Raw genomic sequence first — 16,912 nt, forward strand, 5'->3', positions numbered from 1 at the left:
TCTGTCTGTTTGCCGAGCAACAAGGCCAGGCTTACATGTTCGGGTAGTTAGGTCCGCCGCCGCCCTCTGGGGTGACCCAGGTGATGTTCTGGCTTGGATCTTTGATGTCACAGGTCTTACAGTGGATGCAGTTCTGGCCATTGATGACAAACTTCTTCTCGCCCGCTTCTTCCACCACCTCATACACACCCGCCGGGCAGTAACGTTGGGCCGGTTCGTCGAACTTGACCAGGTTCACCTCGATAGGGATACGCTCGTCTTTGAGACGCAGGTGACACAGCTGATCTTCCTCGTGGAAGGTGTTCGACAGGTAGACGGAGGAGAGCTTGTCGAAGCTGAGCTTACCGTCAGGCTTAGGATAATCTATCTTGCTGTAGGCGCTGACCTCGGCCATCTGGGCATAGTCGGCCTTTTCATCCCGCAGGGTGATAGGGAACTTGCCGCCAAACCAGTTCTGGTCGATATAGTTGAAGGCGCCGCCCAGGTAGGCTCCGAACTTGTGCATCGCCGGGCCGAAGTTGCGTGAGCAGTAAAGCTCATCCTGCAACCAGCTCTGTTCGAATTTCTCCTGGTAGCAGTCGAGATCTTTACCGCCTTCTACGCCGGCATGTAGGGCGTGGCAGATGGTTTCGGCCGCAATCATGCCGCTCTTCATCGCCGTGTGGGTGCCTTTGATCTTAGCGAAGTTCAGGGTACCTGCGTCACAACCTATGATCAGGCCGCCAGGGAAGCTCATCTTAGGCAGCGAGTTGAGGCCACCCTTGGTGATGGCGCGGGCGCCATAGCAGAGACGTTCACCGCCCTGTAGGTACTGGCTGATCACTGGATGTGTCTTGTAGCGCTGGAACTCATCGAAGGGGCTCAGATGTGGGTTTTGATAATTGAGATCTATGATGAGACCCACGGCGATCTGGTTGTCTTCCATATGATAGAGGAAGCCGCCGCCCGAGGCGCCGTCTGTCAGTGGCCAGCCACCTGTGTGGACCACTTTACCCTGCTGGTGTTGCTCGGCGGGGACCTTCCAGATCTCCTTGAAGCCCAGGCCGTAGTGTTGCGGCGTCTTGCCGTTGTCCAGGTGGAACTTCTCGATCAGCTGCTTGCCCAGGTGGCCGCGGCAACCTTCGCTAAATACAGTGTACTTGGCGTGCAGTTCCATGCCCGGTTCATAGCTGTCTTTTGGCTGGCCATCGGCGCCGACGCCCATGTCGCCTATGATGATCCCCTTGACGCTGCCATCTTCGTTAAACAGCAGCTCGCTGGCGGGGAAGCCAGGGAAGATCTCGACGCCCAAGGCCTCGGCACGCTCGGCCAGCCAACGGGCCAGGTTGCCGACGCTGATGATATAGTTGCCATCGTTGTGCATCGTCTTAGGGATAAAGGCATTGGGCATGGCACGTGAGGCCGAGTCTGAGCTAAGCATAAACAGCTCGTCATGGGTCACGGCCGTGTGTAGCGGTGCACCTTGCTCTTTCCAGTCACCAAATAGTTCGTCGAGCACCTTAGGTTCGAACACGGCACCCGAGAGAATGTGCGCGCCCACTTCCGAGCCTTTCTCGACCACACAGACACTGAGCTCCTGGCCGGCGTCTTGTGAGATTTGCATTAGTCGACATGCGGTAGCCAGACCAGCAGGGCCTGCGCCAACGATAACGACGTCGAACTCCATCGATTCGCGTTCCATCACTTCACCTCTTTTAGCTTTCCCCCGATTGAAACGGGTGTTTTATTCTTTGCATCCACCTTACCCTAAAATGGCTAAATGGCACAGAGTTTAAGCAGTCAGGATAGACTAATTGATGGTATTTATCTTCGTGAGCGGTGTCACATTATGTTAACGCCCGATTGATCTTAAACAAAAAACGGGAAGTTTCTGCTATAAAACCCGGTCTATATCGGCCTATAATTGAGAAACGACGGTTCTCCGAGCTTTCTCTCCTACGTCCACAGATAGGGAGATTAAGCCGTGGCAATAGTGCCACCGGGGTGAGGAAAGAAATTGACTCACCTCCCCTTACTTGGAAAGGTGATCATGTCTCAACTACAAGACAATTTTGGTCGAAGATTTCACTATTTACGGATGTCGGTAACCGATGTCTGTAACTTCAAATGCACATATTGCCTCCCAGATGGTTATCGCCCCGACGGTAAGCCTAAGTTTTTAGATCTCAACGAGATCGAGAATCTAGTGGGCGCCTTTGCCGAGGTCGGCACCCAGAAGATCCGCATCACGGGCGGCGAGCCCACGCTGCGTAAAGATTTTACCGATATCGTGCGTATCGTCGCCGATAACGACAAGATCAAGACACTGGCGACCACCACCAATGGTTATCGTCTGCAGAAGCATGCCAAGGAGTGGTTCGATGCCGGTCTGAGACGGATCAACGTCTCGGTAGACAGCCTGGATCCACGCATGTTTTATCAGATCACCGGCGAGAATAAGTTCGACGAGGTGATGCGTGGTGTCGATGCCGCACTGGAGGCGGGGTTCGAGCGGGTGAAGATCAATGCCGTGCTGCTCAAGGGCTTAAACGACAAAGACTTGCCGCGCTTCCTGCACTGGATCAAGCACACCCCAATCGACCTGCGTTTCATTGAGCTGATGGAAACCGGTCTGGGACGCGAGTACTTCAAGACTCACCATCTGGCGGGCGCCGACATCAAGTCGCAGCTAATTCAGGATGGTTGGCAGTTGGATCAGTCTGCGGTCGACGATGGCCCGGCGCAAAACTTCAGCCATGACGACTTCAAGGGACGCATAGGGCTTATCATGCCCTACGAGAAGAACTTCTGCGCCAGCTGTAACCGCCTGCGTGTCTCCGCCAAGGGGAAACTGCATCTCTGCCTCTTCACCGAGCACGGTGTGGATCTAAGGGATCTGTTGCAGTCCCATGAGCAGCGCGCTGAGCTGATCGAACGGCTCCATGGCCAGCTGAGGGCGAAGAAGGAAACCCACTTCCTCCACGATGGCATCACTGGCGTAACGCAGCATCTGGCGTCTATCGGCGGCTAGAGGGCTTGCGCTAGCGCAAGAAGTTGCGTACGCCGTGTGGGTATACTCTGCCCATATTCCTGTCGGCGCATCTGATAATCGCTAACAACACCAAGAGTGAAGAGAGACGTTATGGGTCATTGCACTAGAACTCAATTTGAACCGCTCAATATCGCGGTATTAACCCTGTCCGACTCACGGGATCTGAGTCAGGACACCTCGGGACAATTTTTACAAGACGCCTTGTTAGAGGCAGGGCACAAGCTGGCGGAGCGCCGCCTGATTAAAGATGACAAGTATCAGATACGTTCGGTATTGTCTCAGTGGATCGCATCGAATGATGTGCAGGTGATCATCACCACGGGCGGCACAGGCTTTACCGAGCGCGACAATACGCCCCAGGCGGTCAGACCGCTATTTGATCGCGAGATTGAAGGCTTTGGCGAGCTGTTCCGTCATATCACCTATACCGAGTTGGGCACCTCGACGGTGCAGTCCCGCGCCCTGGGTGGCTTCGCCAACAAGACCGCCATCTTCTGTCTGCCGGGCTCAACCGGTGCCTGCAAGACGGGCTGGAACAAGATTTTAAGAGAACAACTGGATGCCACTCACAGACCCTGTAACTTTGTGATGCACGTGAAGAAGGTAGCAATTGATGAGTAGTGAATTTACCCATATTAATGCCGATGGCAATGCCCACATGGTTGATGTCACCGAGAAGGCGGTTACCGAGCGCGAGGCCCGCGCCGAAGCCTTCATCGAGATGGCGCCCGAGACGCTGGAGATGATCATGAGCGGCAGCCACCACAAGGGTGATGTGTTCGCTACGGCCCGTATCGCGGGGATCCAGGCGGCGAAGAAGACCTCAGATCTCATCCCGCTGTGCCACCCCCTGATGCTGACCAAGGTCGAGGTGGATCTCGAGGCGCAGCCTGCACACAACCGCGTGCGTATCACCAGCCTGTGTAAGCTGTCGGGTAAGACAGGTGTCGAGATGGAGGCGCTCACTGCGGCCTCGGTGGCGGCGCTGACCATCTACGACATGTGCAAGGCGGTGCAGAAGGATATGGTGATCTCCCAGACACGCCTACTGGAGAAGCGTGGCGGCAAGTCGGGACATTTCAAGGTTTAGTTCAAGGTTTTAGCCAAGGTTTAAGCGACAAGTATTTAGGGTAAAGATTATGATAAATGTGCTGTTTTTCGCCCAGGTGCGCGAACTATTAGGTGAGAGCACCATAGAAGTCGAGGCCAGCGAACAGACCACCACAGCCGAAGGCTTGCGTGCCTTGCTGGCGGCCAAAGATGACAAGTGGGGCAAAGTATTGGCTTCCGACAAGCTACTGGTGGCGGTCAATCAGACCATCAGCAGCTGGGATACCCAGGTCGAAGACGGCGACGAGGTCGCCTTCTTCCCCCCAGTCACCGGAGGTTAAGATGAGCCAAGCGATCGATCGGGTATTGGTGCAGACCCAAGACTTTAGCGTTCCGGATGAATACGCCCGTATCGCCGCGGACGACAGCGACGGCGCCGTGGTCACCTTCGTGGGTAAGGTACGCGACTTCAACGATGGTAGCGCAGTCACAGATCTGACCCTGGAACACTATCCAGGCATGACAGAGGCGGTGCTGAATCAGATTGCTGCCGAGGCAAGAGAGCGCTGGCCGCTCACCCATGTGACCATCATTCACCGGGTCGGCACCATGGCTTTGGGCGAGCAGATCGTCTTCATCGGTGTCACAAGTGCCCATCGCAAGGCGGCGTTCGCGGCCTGTGAGTTTTTGATCGATTTCCTCAAGACCAAGGCGCCATTCTGGAAGTTAGAGGCGGGCGATCAGGGCAAGAATTGGGTAGAGGCCAAAGATGCCGACGACCAGGCAGCCAAGATGTGGGAAAAGCAGTAAGCCGGGACGAGTGCCCGGTTGATGAGGGTTGAAATGGATTTACTCAGAGGTTTTGTCTTAGGCTGCCTGCTGCTGTTGGGAGTAACCCCAAGCTGGGCGGCCGAGGTGCCGGCAATCGCCGCCGCCTCCAACATCAAGTTTGCCCTGGATAAGATCGCCGCCGACTTTACCCAGGATACGGGCAAGCGGGTGCGCATCTCCTATGGCTCCTCGGGCAACTTTGTGGCGCAGCTGCGTCACGGCGCACCGTTCGAACTTTTTCTGTCGGCAGACGACAAATATATCTATCAATTACATAAGCTTGGTGTAACTCAGAGCGACGGTGAAATCTACGCCATAGGGCGTCTGGCGCTGGCGGCGCCTAAGCGTTCGCCTTTGAGCCTAGATGCCGAGCTTGTCGGCGTGAAGCGCTTGCTTGAGCAGGGGGAATTGAAGCGTTTTGCCATCGCCAACCCAGATCACGCCCCCTATGGTGAGCGCGCCCGGGAGGCACTGCAACATCTGGGACTCTGGCAACCCCTGCAGCCTTATCTCATCTACGGCGAGAATGTGTCTCAGGCGGCGCAGTTTGCCCTGAGCGGTTCCACCGATGGCGGCATCGTCGCCTTGTCGCTGGCGATGGCGCCTCAGTTTCGCGCCGCCAGCCACTATGTGGCGCTACCGAGTGAGTGGCATTCGCCCATGAATCAGCGCATGGTGCTCACGCCTAAGGCGGGGGAGACCGCCAAGGCCTTCTATGCCTACCTGTCGCAGGCAAAGGCGAGGGCGGTATTCCTCGAGTTTGGCTTCGGCCTGCCCGCTGACAGCCAGGGTGATGAAGTCGCTGATGCTGCTAACAAGCCGGCCGGAGCTCACTGATGGATTGGCAGGCGCTGCTGCTTTCGATCAAGTTAAGCTGTGTCACTGTGCTGGTGTTGATCCCCTTTGCCATCTGGGCCGGTCGCTTCCTGGCGTACCGTCAGTTTAGGGGTAAGTCCTGGCTGGAGGCGCTGATCATGGTGCCTCTGGTATTGCCGCCGACGGTGATCGGCTACTACCTGCTGGTGGGGCTGGGTAGCCAATCCTGGCTGGGCCAGACGTTAGAAGCCCTGCTGGGTCAGCAGCTGGTATTCCATTTCTCGGGCCTGGTGGTGGCCTCAGTGCTGGTCAATATTCCCTTTGCCATACAGCCGATACAGCGCGCCTTCGAGTCAGTGCCCGAAGAGGTACGTGACGCCGGTGCCTGCTGCGGTATGAGCCCCGCCAAGGTGTTGTTTAAGATAGAGCTGCCCCTGGTGTGGCCCGGTGTGCTGACCGCGCTGGTGCTCTGTTTCTCCCATGTGCTGGGCGAGTTTGGTGTGGTGCTGATGATGGGCGGCAATATCGCCGGCGAGACCAAGACGATCGCCATCTCCATCTATGACAGTGTGCAGGCGTTCGATTTCGCCGCCGCGGGGCAGATGTCACTGCTGCTCCTGCTGTTTGCCATCACAGCGCTGGCGCTCACCACGAGTCTGTCCCGTCGATTAGGAGGCGTGAGTGTCTCAAGACGTCGCTGATCTCAGTTGTAAGATCTTCCAGCAAGAGGGGATCGCGCTGGACGCCGAGTTTGTCTGCAAGGCAGGCGAAGTGCTGGCGGTTGTCGGCCCCTCGGGCGGCGGTAAGTCGACCCTGATGCGGATGATCGCCGGCCTGACCAAGCCTGAGTCGGGCGAGATTCGCTATGGTGACAGCGTCTGGTTCAGCAGCGAGAGCGGCCGTTATCTTACGCCTCAGCAACGCCATCTTGGCTATGTACCGCAGCATTTTGGCCTGTTTCCTAACATGACGGCGCTGGCCAACGTGGTGGCGGCGCTGGATCATATTCCTAAGGCAGAGCGTGTCGCACGGGCCAAAGACTGGCTCGAGCGGGTGAATCTTCACGGCCTGCCGGATCGCCTGCCAGCCAACCTGTCCGGTGGTCAGCGTCAGCGGGTGGCCCTGGCAAGGGCCCTAGCCCGTGAGCCAAGAGTCCTGCTGCTGGATGAGCCTTTCTCCGCCGTCGACAGGGAGACCCGCGAGCGTCTCTATCTGGAGCTGGCCCGGCTCAAGGAGCAGCTGGCGATCCCTGTGATCATGGTGACCCACGATCTCAACGAGGCGTTGCTGCTGGCCGATCGCATGATCCTCATCAGTCAGGGTACCCTGCTGCAGCAAGGCAGTCCGCGGGAGGTGTTGAGCCGTCCGCGCAACGAGGCGGTCGCCAAACAGATGGGGCTGAGAAACCTGTTCGACGCCCATGTGGTGGCACAGGAGGCGGAGCGGCAGATCACCTGGCTCAGGTTTGGTGAGCATCTCATCGCCGGTAACTACTGCGACCAGCTGGCCATTGGCGCCAAGGTGCGCTGGGTGATCCCCAATCAGGGGGTGAGGTTTAACTCCATCACCAAGGGACGCCTGTGCCGCAGTTTCAACAAGCTCAGCATCACCATAGAGTCCTGCCTCAGCATGGGTGAGACCATGCGCATCCTCGCCAGTATCAAGGGGGTGAAGCATCATCTCAATGCCGAGGTGCCGCTGCATTTCGCCCAGAAGATGGGCCTGGCGCCCGGCGTGGAGACAGAGGTGGCCCTCAAGTCTGAGCTGATACATATCCTGGAAAATGACTAAGCTGTTGCGCCGCTGAATAGAATATGATCAATCCTTAATACGGCTTCCATCTCCCCGATATTTGCCGTCATCTATCCTTGGGTATTAAGACTCGAGGAGACACATGATGCAGAAGCAACTCACAGGCACCCTAATCCTTTCTTGCGTACTCACCCTGCCGGCCTTCGCCGCCTACAACGGCCCCAAGGCGGGCGGCGTGATCCAGCAGGCTAGCGACGCCCACACGGCTAAAGATGACACACCAGTGGAGCTGACAGGCAAGCTGATCAAGAGCCTGGGCGATGAGAAATACCTGTTTCGCGACAGCAGCGGCGAAGTCGAGGTGGAGATAGACAACGCCCTGTGGCGTGACATTGAGGTCTCCAGCGATACAACTGTCACCCTGAGGGGCGAGGTGGACGACGAATGGCGCGGTATTGAGATAGAGATCGACAGCATAGAGTTGGTGGATCAGGCGCATTAAGCCGAGACCAAAGCGTTGGCATGGGTGAAATGGGCCAAATGAGTTTAAACTAAATTTAATCTTGAAAGCCCTAAGCCCCTCGTCTATCCCATTGGTACTGGGATTTTTTGCGTGTAAGATACCGATATTGAAGAATTTAATGGAGGAGCTATGGCTCGTTGGTTTATCAGTTTAATGCTGTTGTCTGGACTGGCGGGGGCGAATGCGGCCCAGGCCAATCCGGCAGTGCTTGAGTTGCTATCGGATAGCCAAAGCCTGACTCCACAGAAGATGATCCAGCAGGCGGAGAAGACCTACCCTGGGGTGATATCCGAGTTTCAGATCGATGTGGAAAATGGTCAGTTGATCTATGAGATCAGCATGATCAACACCAAGGACGACACCATCAGCGAATTTGAGTTCTGGGCCAAAGATGGCCGACTCATTCGCCAGAAGGTGGAGGCCCTCGAGGCTGACGATAAGGATGAGCTCAAGGCGGTGCGCCTGCTCAAAGAGATGGAGCAGAGCTTCTCGCAACTGCTTAAGCTGGCCATGGGTGACAGCAATGCCCATATTCTCGAGGCGCAGCTGGATCACGACTTGGGCATCAGCTACTTGGAACTCAAGCTTATCGATGCCAACGGCAAACATAAGATAGCCTTCGATATCGAAAATCAGCGGCCTTTGCCCCTGTTGAAGTGGGATTAACAGATGAAAATATTACTGGTAGAAGATGATGCGACCACCACAGAATATGTGGTCAAGGGATTTGCCGAACAGGGGCACAATATCGAAACCGCTAGCGACGGCCATCAGGGCCTGTTACTGGCCACCAGTATGCAGTATGACCTGGTGATACTGGATCGCATGTTGCCGCAGCTCGATGGCCTCAAGCTATTGGCGGCGCTGCGCGCGACCGGCAACCAGACGCCGGTACTCATCCTGTCGGCGCTTAGCCATGTGGACGAGCGCGTCAAGGGCCTCAGGGCTGGTGGCGACGACTACATGACCAAGCCCTTTGCCTTCTCCGAACTCTTGGTGCGCGCCGAGAAGCTGATGCAGCGTGGTAACTCAGCGCCGGCGCAGACAGAGCTTAAGGTGGGCGAGCTGGTAATGGAACTGCTGACCCGCAAGGTAACCCTGGCGGGCAGCGAGATCTTGCTGCAACCCAAAGAATTTCAACTGCTCAAGTACTTGATGGAACACCCGAATCAGGTGATCAGCCGCACCCTCTTGTTCGAGGCGGTGTGGGATTACCATTTCGATCCTCGCACCAATGTGATCGACGTGCATATCGCCAAGCTGAGACGTAAGTTTGAAGAGCTGGGCTTTGGCGAACTGATCGAAACGGTTCGAGGGGCTGGCTATCGCCTCCGTCAAGGGCATTAGACCCTATCAGAGTAGTGCCTGGCGCATTACCATCATCTTCTCTGCCTTGGTGACCCTGATTATCGGCACCCTGTTGTTTGGCATGTATCGCCAACTGATCAACGAGCAGGAGCTGCAGACCAATCAGCACCTGGCGGCAGAGAAGCTGCGTTATCAACAGATGGCGCTCACCCTGGACAGACGCAGCTTTGCCACCCAGATCCGCACCGCCGATCCCAAGACGGCCCTAGTGGTGTGGCGCAGCTCGCTTGATCTGGTGGGGGCCCTGAGCCTGATGCCGGATGACATGCCGCTGCTGCCTGAGACGCGTGACTTTCCCATTCTCACCAGCGGGCCGGACAAGCTGCATATCTTAACCGGCGGCTTGGTGATCACCCGTTATGGTCCCGTGCTGATTGCCACCCGTACCGATCAACTGGCCACCCTGATTGAGCGCTTCGTCAACGCGGCCATCACGGCGCTGATGTTGACTATCGTGCTGACCCTGGCATTAGGCTACCTGTTTTCCAAGGCGATTCTGCGCCGCCTGGTGCAGTACAACCGTCTGAGTCGCCGTATCGAGCGGGGCGAGTATTCCACCCGACTGCCAATCAGCTGGCGCCAGGATGAGTTTGATATGCTGGCGGGCAACTTTAACCAGGTGCTGGACACCCTGGAGGCTAACCTGCACGCGGTGCGCGGCGCCACCGACAATATTGCCCACGATCTCCGAACCCCGCTGTCTCACCTGAGGATAGGCCTGGAGCAGCTACCGCAGCGGCCCGCAGAGGAGCTGGACGAGGCCAGTGCGATTCTGATCGAGGAGCTGGATCACTGCCTGGCGACCTTCGATGCCATGCTCTCTCTCACACGTATCGAGGAGGGGCAGCAGGATCTCGAGCTACAACCTTTGAGCCTTAACGACTTGTGTCAGGACTTGTTTGAGATGGCCGAGGCGATGGCCGAATCCAACGGCCAGACCCTAAGCCTGTCGCTGGACCAAGACTATAGCGTGATGGGAGATAAATACCTGCTGTTCCAGGCGTTGTTTAACCTGGTGGACAATGCCATCAAGTATTCCGGCGAGGGCGCCAAGATAGAGATAATCCAGCAAGGCAATGAAATACTGATCCGCGATAACGGGCCGGGGATCCCGAATGATGCCACCGAGAAGGTGTTCGATCGTCTGGTGCGTCTGGATCCGAGCCGTCACAACAAGGGCACGGGATTGGGGCTTTCGCTGGTCAAGGCTATCCTGCAACGTCATAATGCCCGCATCGAGCTCTCCGATAATCAGCCTGGGCTGCAGGTGAGCATACGTTTTTCATAGGGCCGACATTCCATGTACAAGATCATTGCCGACGAGACCGACTTTCTGGTGATCGACAAGGCGCCGGGCGTTCATTTTCATAGTCAGGACGGCAGCGCCGGCGTGATGGCGCAGCTGGAGCGGGATCTCGAAATCAAACTCTATTCTGTGCATCGCCTGGATACCATGACATCTGGCCTGCTGCTGTTTGCCAAGTCGAGTGAGGCGGCGGCAGCTTTTACACAGCGCTTTAGCGAGCACAAGGTGCAGAAGTACTATCTGGCGCTGGCCAAGGGCAAGCCGAAGAAGAAGCAGGGCAGCATAGTGGGCGACATGGCCAAGTCCCGTCGCAGCATGTACAAGCTGCTGCGCAGCAAGGAGAATCCGGCGATCACTCAGTTTTTCTCCCAGTCGGTGGCCGAGGGGCTGCGCCTCTATCTGCTTAAGCCGCTGAGTGGCAAGACACATCAACTCAGGGTGGCGCTAGCCAGCCTGGGGGTGCCGATTCTCGGTGACCAACTCTATGGCGGCGAGGATGCCGACCGTGGCTACCTGCATGCCTACGCCTTAGGCTTTGAGTGGCAGGGGCAGGAGTATGCTTATCATCAGGCGCCGGAGCAGGGCGAGGCATTTAGCTTGGATGGGGTAAAAAACCAGTTGCAAACATGGAGTAAGCCTGAGAAGTTAGATTGGCCAAAACGAAATTGATTTAATTAAGGAAGCCCGTCTATGGATACCAATAAACTACTGCTGGTCATCATCGCCATCCTGTTGCCACCGGTTGCCGTCTTCTTGAAGAGCGGTGTCGGCAAGGATCTGCTGATCAACATCATTCTCTGCCTGCTGTTCTTTATCCCAGGCCTGTTGCACGCCCTGTGGGTGGTGACTAAGTCTTAGCTTGTTAGCGGCTAAGTGTTAGCCTGTTTGAGATTAGATGATAGCGCGGCCTAGGCTGCGCTTTTTTTTATGATTGATTGTCACCCTTAACCTGAATCATGAGTTCAGGTGTCCTGTCTTTTTCTTCGTATCCTTAGCGGCCAGACTAACTTCTCTTAACGTAAATGGGGGAGAGAAGATGAATAAGATCTGGAGTCCGGATACCCTGGCGGCCCCTGCGACTAACTACCATCAATGTGCGTTGGTTTCACAGCCCTCACGCTGGCTGAATATTGCCGGACAGCTGGGCATAGACCCGCAAGGCACACTTGCGCCAGATACCGAGGGGCAGATAGTACAGGCGTGGGAAAATCTGCGCGCCGTGCTACAGGCCAACGACATGGATCTGCAAGACTTGGTATCGGTGCGACTCTATCTGGTCGACCGTGGCGATCTGCCTGCTTACCCAGCCGCCAAGGCGCGTTTAGGCTTCGATGTCGGCGGACTGCCGACCACCTTGCTCTTGGTTCAGGGGCTGTTCGACCCGCTGTGGCGGGTTGAGATAGAGGCGCAGGCGGCTAAGGCATTCGAGGGGGACTAGGCGGCTTTCGCTGTACACAAGCTGAACTGACTTGCGGTAAAATTGTACTGTTAACTTTCTGATAACCCAATGGGGCGGCGTTTTAGGCTATAATCGCCGCCATGAACAGAAAGAAGAAAATCAATCAAACACTTAAGGCCAAGGCGAAGAAGGCGAACGCTAAACTTCATCGATCAGGTAAGCCTAAGTATATCGCCAAAGCCGAACGCGAACGACTCGCCGAGGCAGCAGAAGCACCCGCTGAATTCGTCTCTTAGATTAGGGACCTTCCTCAATCCATTTTCATTCGTCCCCTTGGGGCTTTTCGCCGACCTCTTTCCCTCGTTAGCCTTTGGACGGGCTACACTTTGGAGATATGTCCGGCGTGAGCGACCCAAGACCGGGTAATAATTGGGCGGCTGAACAGCCCACCCAATGACAAGGCAAGATAGGCCTGTATGGCTATCGCCTAATAAGGAGAACCATGAATACTGTTTATACCGTTGGAGAGCTGGAGTCATTTCTAGTGGCGATCTTAGTGCTCTTTATTGGCCATTCGGTTAATCGTCACGTGGCATCGTTTCGCAAATATAATATTCCCGAACCCATAGTGGGTGGTCTACTGGTGGCGGCGGTGATCACCATACTGCACTCCTACAACATCTCGCTTGAGTTTTCTCTGTCGATGCAAAACACCCTGATGCTGATGTTCTTCAGCAGCGTGGGGCTGGCGGCCAGCTACAAGCTATTGATGAAGGGGGGCAGCAAGGTATTCCTCTTCCTGGCGATCGCCTCGCTCTACATCATCATTCAGAATGCCGTCGGCGTCAGCATGGCGACCGCACTGGGGCTGGAGCCTTTGATGGGACTGATCGCCGGGTCGATCACCCTGTCAGGCGGGCACGGCACGGGAGCCGCATGGGCACAGACCTTCTCGGATCAGTACGGCATCAACACCCTGGAGCTGGCGATGGCGGCGGCGACATTCGGCCTGGTGATGGGCGGTATTATCGGCGGCCCGGTAGCTCAGCGTCTGATCAACAAGAATGGCCTGCTTTCCTCCTACGGTGTCGGGGGTAATCACCACAAGGATCATCCTGACTTGGTGACCTATGATCAGCTGGAAGAAGACAGGGTCACGGCCAAGAGTATCCTGGAGGTGCTCTTCATCCTCCTGCTGTGTGTCGCGGGGGCCAAGTGGTTTGGCTCTCTAATCGCCTACCTGGATATCGGCTGGTTGAAGATGCCTGACTTTGTCTATGCACTCTTCTTCGGTGTGGTGATCACTAATATCACAGAGGTGTCCCGCGGCTTTAAGATCAACCGCGAGTGTGTCGACGTCCTGGGTACCGTCTCGCTGGCGCTCTTCCTCGCCATGGCACTGATGAACCTTAAGCTGTGGGAGATCTTCGACCTGGCGGTGCCGCTGCTTATCATTCTCCTGGCGCAGACGGCCGTGCTGGCGGTATTTGCCTACTGGATCACCTTCAAGCTGATGGGCGCCAACTATGACGCCGCCGTCATGGCCGGTGGTCACTGTGGTTTCGGCCTGGGCGCCACGCCGACGGCCGTGATGAACATGGGCGCCCTGGTGTCACGCACGGGGCCATCGCCGCAGGCCTTTATGGTGGTGCCTATCGTCGGTGCCTTCTTCATCGACATAGTCAATGCCATCATATTGCAGGGCTATCTCAGTTTCATCGGCTAGCACCATTATCTGACCATCAAGAATTAAAAAAAGCACCCTAGGGTGCTTTTTTGTTATTGGTTTTTCGCCTGTGGATGATCCCGGCGATAGAGATCCCAGTGCTCGATCTGCTCACCACTTGGCAGGGTGCAGATGCCGCTGTCCAGATCGAGCGCGCCGTCCAGGGATTCACAATAGACTGCCGCCGGGTTGGCCATGGACAGCGGTTTGGTTTCCCTTGTGTTCTGCTCCTGGCTAACTTGTATCTGACTCTCTTGCATCTGGCAGGCGCTCAAGCCAAGGGTGAATAATAGCGCCGCGATAGTCTTAGTCATGCTCTTGATCTTAGTCATCTTCATCTCGTTTTCCTGTTTGTCTGAACCAGCATTAACTCTAAATTCTATAACCCTTAGTAACGTCGGCGCGTCGAAAAAGGGTTAATGCAGGGCCGGAATGAAGTAGAGGCTGTTGGCGTAGACCTTCTGCGAGCCGAGCCAGATATTGCGAAACAAGAGGTTATCGGCCAGGGCGACCAGGGCACCCTTGCCGTGGCGCTCCACGACAATGGCTGGAGTCTGACTCAGGCTGCGCTGATATTCCTCGGCCAGGAAACCATCGAGCAGGGGCTCGTCGGCATAGTTGGCGGCCGTGATGAAGGGGGCCTGGCTCTTACTCAGGCCAAACACCTTGTTCTTCAGCACGGGTAGGCGATTAGTGCCCAGGCCGAAGGTGATGGGGTGGCTGGTGTCGAGATCCAGCGCCAACACTGCGCCGCCGATCGCCTGGCGAGCATCCAGTTTGGCCTTATCGCCAAAAGAGAGACCGTCGGTGGCAAACAGCTGGCTGAAGTAGCGTTTCTCTCTGATGTCGCTCTTGAGCAGGTTGCCCTTGGAGAGCAATTGCAGCGCGCCTTTCTGCGCGACGATCACCCCGCCTTCAATGGCGAACTGTCCCAGTTTGCGGGCATATTTCTCATCCAGATTGGCATAGCTGCCATCCATCAAAAACACATGGGTGTAGGGTGTCAGCTCTATGCTCTGCAGGCGACTGACGTCCACCTGAGTCAGGGGCGCGCCGATAAGATTATCCATGAAATACCAGAGTTCACCCACCTCGGCCGACGAGGTGCCGTAGCCGGTGACAACCAAGGCCTTGATGGGGGCGATGTCGTGAAAATCCGGGCTGCCAAGATCTATTCCTGAGCTGGCGAGTCCGCTATCGACTCCCTGTAGCTGCACCCGATACTGCTCGGCAAGCACCGCTAGCCTGCCGATCAGTTCCCTCGGCGTCATTGCGGCCTGGGCCACTGGGATCTGCAGGGTGCCGGCCTCCATGTTCAGAGGCTGGCCATCGACCTTGAGGCTAAAGGGTTTGGCGGCAAACTTGACCCGAACGCCCTCGCTAAGCAGGGTCTGCAGCATGGGCGCGGCGTTTTGCTGTCGCCAATCGATCAACACCGCGACGTTATTGCTGCTCAGCATGCCGGGCGTTCTGGCTTGCGGCTCGGTGAGCAGGTCGTCGACATTCAGGTTAACGTTACGGGCCATCTGCAGGTTATAGGAGAAGGCGAGGTTCCAGCTGGAGACATCGTAGAAGGTGGCGTCTTCAAATTCGGTGCGCAGATCGAACATGGCCAGCAGCAGTGTTTTCTGAGGCTGATTGATGGGGACAAACAGGCTGTCGTCCTGACTGTATTGGTGTCTGCCCTGTTGCATCTTGTCCTTGAGATAGAAGAAGGCTATTCCATGGCGGCTCAGTAGCTGGGCGAGATCATCGCGTCTGCCGGGATCCCCCGGCGCGCCCAGTAGGAAACCGGCTTCGCGGCCCGAAGGTGGGTGTTTGTCTTTGCGCTGATAGAAGCGGCTCTGATACTGCTTTAGCTCATCTGCCAGTGCCAGGGCCCCCTTGAGGCTGGAGAAGGAGGTGGCTATCTGGTTGTCTATGGCCTGGCTAAAACGCAGCAGACCGTTTTCTGAATCCTGCTGCTGGCCGCGTACGCTGGCCTGTTCGAACAGTATGCCCACGGCGCCGTTGATATCTGGATAGGTCGAGCCTTTACCATAGTAGAAGTCGTCAAACATCTGCTTGGTGAAATAGCGCTGCTTGCTCTCATCCAGCGCCTTGGCGTGGAAACTGGCGAGCTTTGAGGTTATAGCCTGATTCTCTTTGGGGGTCAGCGGATGGGTGCGTGTCGGCACGCCCGGCTGGAAGAAGAAGGTCTGGTTATGGCCCATCTCGTGGAAGTCGCCCAGGTAGTGTGGCTGCCACTTGTGGAACAGCGCGATGCGTCCCTGGGACTCGGGATGGCGCAGGAACAGCCAGTCGCGGTTCAGGTCGGCAAAATAGTGATTACGCCTGCCGGCCGGCCAGTTTTGTCTGTGCTCGTTGTGATTCTCATCGCTCACCTTCACCTTGCCTGTGTAGTTGTTGGTCCAGGTGGAGAAACGATCCAGGCCGTCGGGGTTTTGCGATGGGGTGATCAGCACCACGGCCTTGTCCAGCAGCTCCTGCACCCAGGGCTCCTGGCTCTGGCTGAGACGATAGCTAACCTCAAGCGCCGCATGGGCGCCGCTGGCCTCGTCGCCATGAATCGAATAGGCCAGCCAGATGATCAGCGGCCCGTCGGGTGCCTTACCCGCCTTGACCTGCTGACGTCCTTCAATGATCTTTGCCAGCCTGGCCTGATTGGCGGCTGAGGTGATCACCGCCGTAAGCTGCTGTCTGGCCTCGTGGCTCTGTCCCGTCGATTCCAGGCTGACTCTGGGGCTGTTTTGGGCCAACTGCTTGAGGTAGTAGTTGATCTGATCGTGGCGCAGATGCCACTGGCCGAGGGGATAACCGAGAAACTCGCTAGGCGACGCTAGGCTGCTGGCACTCTGGGTAGCGGACGCGACTGAGATCACGCTTTGGGCATTTGTCGCAAAGCTTACGAGCAGGGGGACGATAGAAAGCAGCAAAAGGCAGAGTCGCAGCATGGTAATGCTCTTTATTATTGTATATAAAGGCTAAATTAACAGTTAGGCCAATGAGTTTCCAGCTTCCGACCTGACTTTAGAGCATACTGCCAAGGCAAAAATCTCACGACTATTAGACAAAGGGGCTACAAAGCTGATGATAGTCGGAGTATTATA

General features: G+C 56.4%; 20 protein-coding genes and 1 riboswitch. Of the genes, 17 read left to right on the forward strand and 3 right to left on the reverse strand.

All coding sequences use genetic code 11. The annotated features are described in order from the left end of the window. Window positions 1–31 precede the first annotated feature (31 nt). Window positions 32–1,681, reverse strand: coding sequence for an electron transfer flavoprotein-ubiquinone oxidoreductase (locus K0H81_RS00425; RefSeq protein WP_220059550.1), 1,650 nt, complete (start codon window positions 1,679–1,681; stop codon window positions 32–34). 226 nt (window positions 1,682–1,907) lie between these two features. Continuing rightward, window positions 1,908–2,042, forward strand: a riboswitch (molybdenum cofactor riboswitch). Here K0H81_RS00425 and moaA point away from each other — a divergent pair. From moaA to gltS, 17 genes are all read left to right on the forward strand, one after another. Then, window positions 2,030–3,010: a GTP 3',8-cyclase MoaA gene (moaA, locus tag K0H81_RS00430; protein ID WP_220059551.1), complete on the forward strand. Its 981-nt coding sequence runs from the start codon at window positions 2,030–2,032 to the stop codon at window positions 3,008–3,010. Its footprint overlaps the riboswitch before it by 13 nt. A 111-nt stretch (window positions 3,011–3,121) precedes the next feature. Continuing rightward, window positions 3,122–3,652, forward strand: coding sequence for a molybdenum cofactor biosynthesis protein B (moaB, locus tag K0H81_RS00435; RefSeq protein ID WP_144202400.1), 531 nt, complete (start codon window positions 3,122–3,124; stop codon window positions 3,650–3,652). After that, the gene (gene moaC / locus K0H81_RS00440; RefSeq protein ID WP_041509675.1) at window positions 3,645–4,121 is read left to right on the forward strand and encodes a cyclic pyranopterin monophosphate synthase MoaC; all 477 of its coding nucleotides are present in this window, start codon (window positions 3,645–3,647) and stop codon (window positions 4,119–4,121) included. The genes moaB and moaC overlap by 8 nt, the downstream gene beginning before the upstream one ends. Before the next feature lie 49 nt (window positions 4,122–4,170). Continuing rightward, a complete protein-coding gene (gene moaD / locus K0H81_RS00445) occupies window positions 4,171–4,422 on the forward strand; it encodes a molybdopterin synthase sulfur carrier subunit (RefSeq protein ID WP_011863899.1) in 252 nt (83 codons plus the stop codon). Window position 4,423: 1 nt separating this feature from the next. Further along, window positions 4,424–4,891 (forward strand): molybdopterin synthase catalytic subunit MoaE, encoded by a 468-nt coding sequence (moaE, locus tag K0H81_RS00450; RefSeq protein WP_144202401.1) that lies wholly within the window; start codon window positions 4,424–4,426, stop codon window positions 4,889–4,891. A 33-nt stretch (window positions 4,892–4,924) separates the two neighbouring features. Beyond that, entirely contained in the window at window positions 4,925–5,749 is an 825-nt protein-coding gene (gene modA, locus K0H81_RS00455) for a molybdate ABC transporter substrate-binding protein (RefSeq protein WP_220059552.1), read from the forward strand. Continuing rightward, window positions 5,749–6,429: a molybdate ABC transporter permease subunit gene (gene modB / locus K0H81_RS00460; RefSeq protein WP_011863902.1), complete on the forward strand. Its 681-nt coding sequence runs from the start codon at window positions 5,749–5,751 to the stop codon at window positions 6,427–6,429. Before modA ends, modB begins: the two co-directional genes overlap by 1 nt. After that, entirely contained in the window at window positions 6,410–7,519 is a 1,110-nt protein-coding gene (locus K0H81_RS00465; RefSeq protein ID WP_220059553.1) for an ABC transporter ATP-binding protein, read from the forward strand. The genes modB and K0H81_RS00465 overlap by 20 nt, the downstream gene beginning before the upstream one ends. A gap of 106 nt (window positions 7,520–7,625) precedes the next feature. Beyond that, window positions 7,626–7,982 (forward strand): NirD/YgiW/YdeI family stress tolerance protein, encoded by a 357-nt coding sequence (locus tag K0H81_RS00470; protein WP_220059554.1) that lies wholly within the window; start codon window positions 7,626–7,628, stop codon window positions 7,980–7,982. A gap of 150 nt (window positions 7,983–8,132) precedes the next feature. Continuing rightward, complete coding sequence (locus K0H81_RS00475; RefSeq protein ID WP_220059555.1) at window positions 8,133–8,669, forward strand: PepSY domain-containing protein; 537 nt, start codon at window positions 8,133–8,135, stop codon at window positions 8,667–8,669. A 3-nt stretch (window positions 8,670–8,672) separates the two neighbouring features. Next, a complete protein-coding gene (locus tag K0H81_RS00480) occupies window positions 8,673–9,350 on the forward strand; it encodes a response regulator transcription factor (RefSeq protein WP_011863906.1) in 678 nt (225 codons plus the stop codon). 49 nt (window positions 9,351–9,399) lie between these two features. After that, entirely contained in the window at window positions 9,400–10,659 is a 1,260-nt protein-coding gene (locus tag K0H81_RS00485; protein WP_220059556.1) for a sensor histidine kinase, read from the forward strand. 12 nt (window positions 10,660–10,671) lie between these two features. Further along, window positions 10,672–11,346, forward strand: coding sequence for a TIGR01621 family pseudouridine synthase (locus tag K0H81_RS00490; RefSeq protein ID WP_220059557.1), 675 nt, complete (start codon window positions 10,672–10,674; stop codon window positions 11,344–11,346). Between the two features lie 21 nt (window positions 11,347–11,367). Beyond that, window positions 11,368–11,535 (forward strand): YqaE/Pmp3 family membrane protein, encoded by a 168-nt coding sequence (locus K0H81_RS00495; protein ID WP_011863909.1) that lies wholly within the window; start codon window positions 11,368–11,370, stop codon window positions 11,533–11,535. 178 nt (window positions 11,536–11,713) lie between these two features. Next, window positions 11,714–12,115 (forward strand): RidA family protein, encoded by a 402-nt coding sequence (locus tag K0H81_RS00500; RefSeq protein ID WP_220059558.1) that lies wholly within the window; start codon window positions 11,714–11,716, stop codon window positions 12,113–12,115. Between the two features lie 101 nt (window positions 12,116–12,216). After that, window positions 12,217–12,372 (forward strand): DUF2986 domain-containing protein, encoded by a 156-nt coding sequence (locus K0H81_RS00505; protein WP_011863911.1) that lies wholly within the window; start codon window positions 12,217–12,219, stop codon window positions 12,370–12,372. A gap of 206 nt (window positions 12,373–12,578) precedes the next feature. Further along, the gene (gltS, locus tag K0H81_RS00510) at window positions 12,579–13,802 is read left to right on the forward strand and encodes a sodium/glutamate symporter (protein WP_220059559.1); all 1,224 of its coding nucleotides are present in this window, start codon (window positions 12,579–12,581) and stop codon (window positions 13,800–13,802) included. Between the two features lie 53 nt (window positions 13,803–13,855). Here the strand turns inward: gltS and K0H81_RS00515 are convergent, their stop codons facing one another. Both K0H81_RS00515 and K0H81_RS00520 read right to left on the reverse strand, forming a co-directional pair. After that, window positions 13,856–14,140 carry a putative hemolysin gene (locus tag K0H81_RS00515; protein WP_258406349.1) on the reverse strand — a complete coding sequence of 95 codons (285 nt, stop codon included), beginning with the start codon at window positions 14,138–14,140 and terminating at the stop codon, window positions 13,856–13,858. 78 nt (window positions 14,141–14,218) lie between these two features. Next, window positions 14,219–16,756 carry a M14 family zinc carboxypeptidase gene (locus K0H81_RS00520; protein WP_220059560.1) on the reverse strand — a complete coding sequence of 846 codons (2,538 nt, stop codon included), beginning with the start codon at window positions 16,754–16,756 and terminating at the stop codon, window positions 14,219–14,221. Window positions 16,757–16,912 lie beyond the last annotated feature (156 nt).

The organism is Shewanella halotolerans (assembly GCF_019457535.1).
Lineage (GTDB): Bacteria > Pseudomonadota > Gammaproteobacteria > Enterobacterales > Shewanellaceae > Shewanella > Shewanella halotolerans.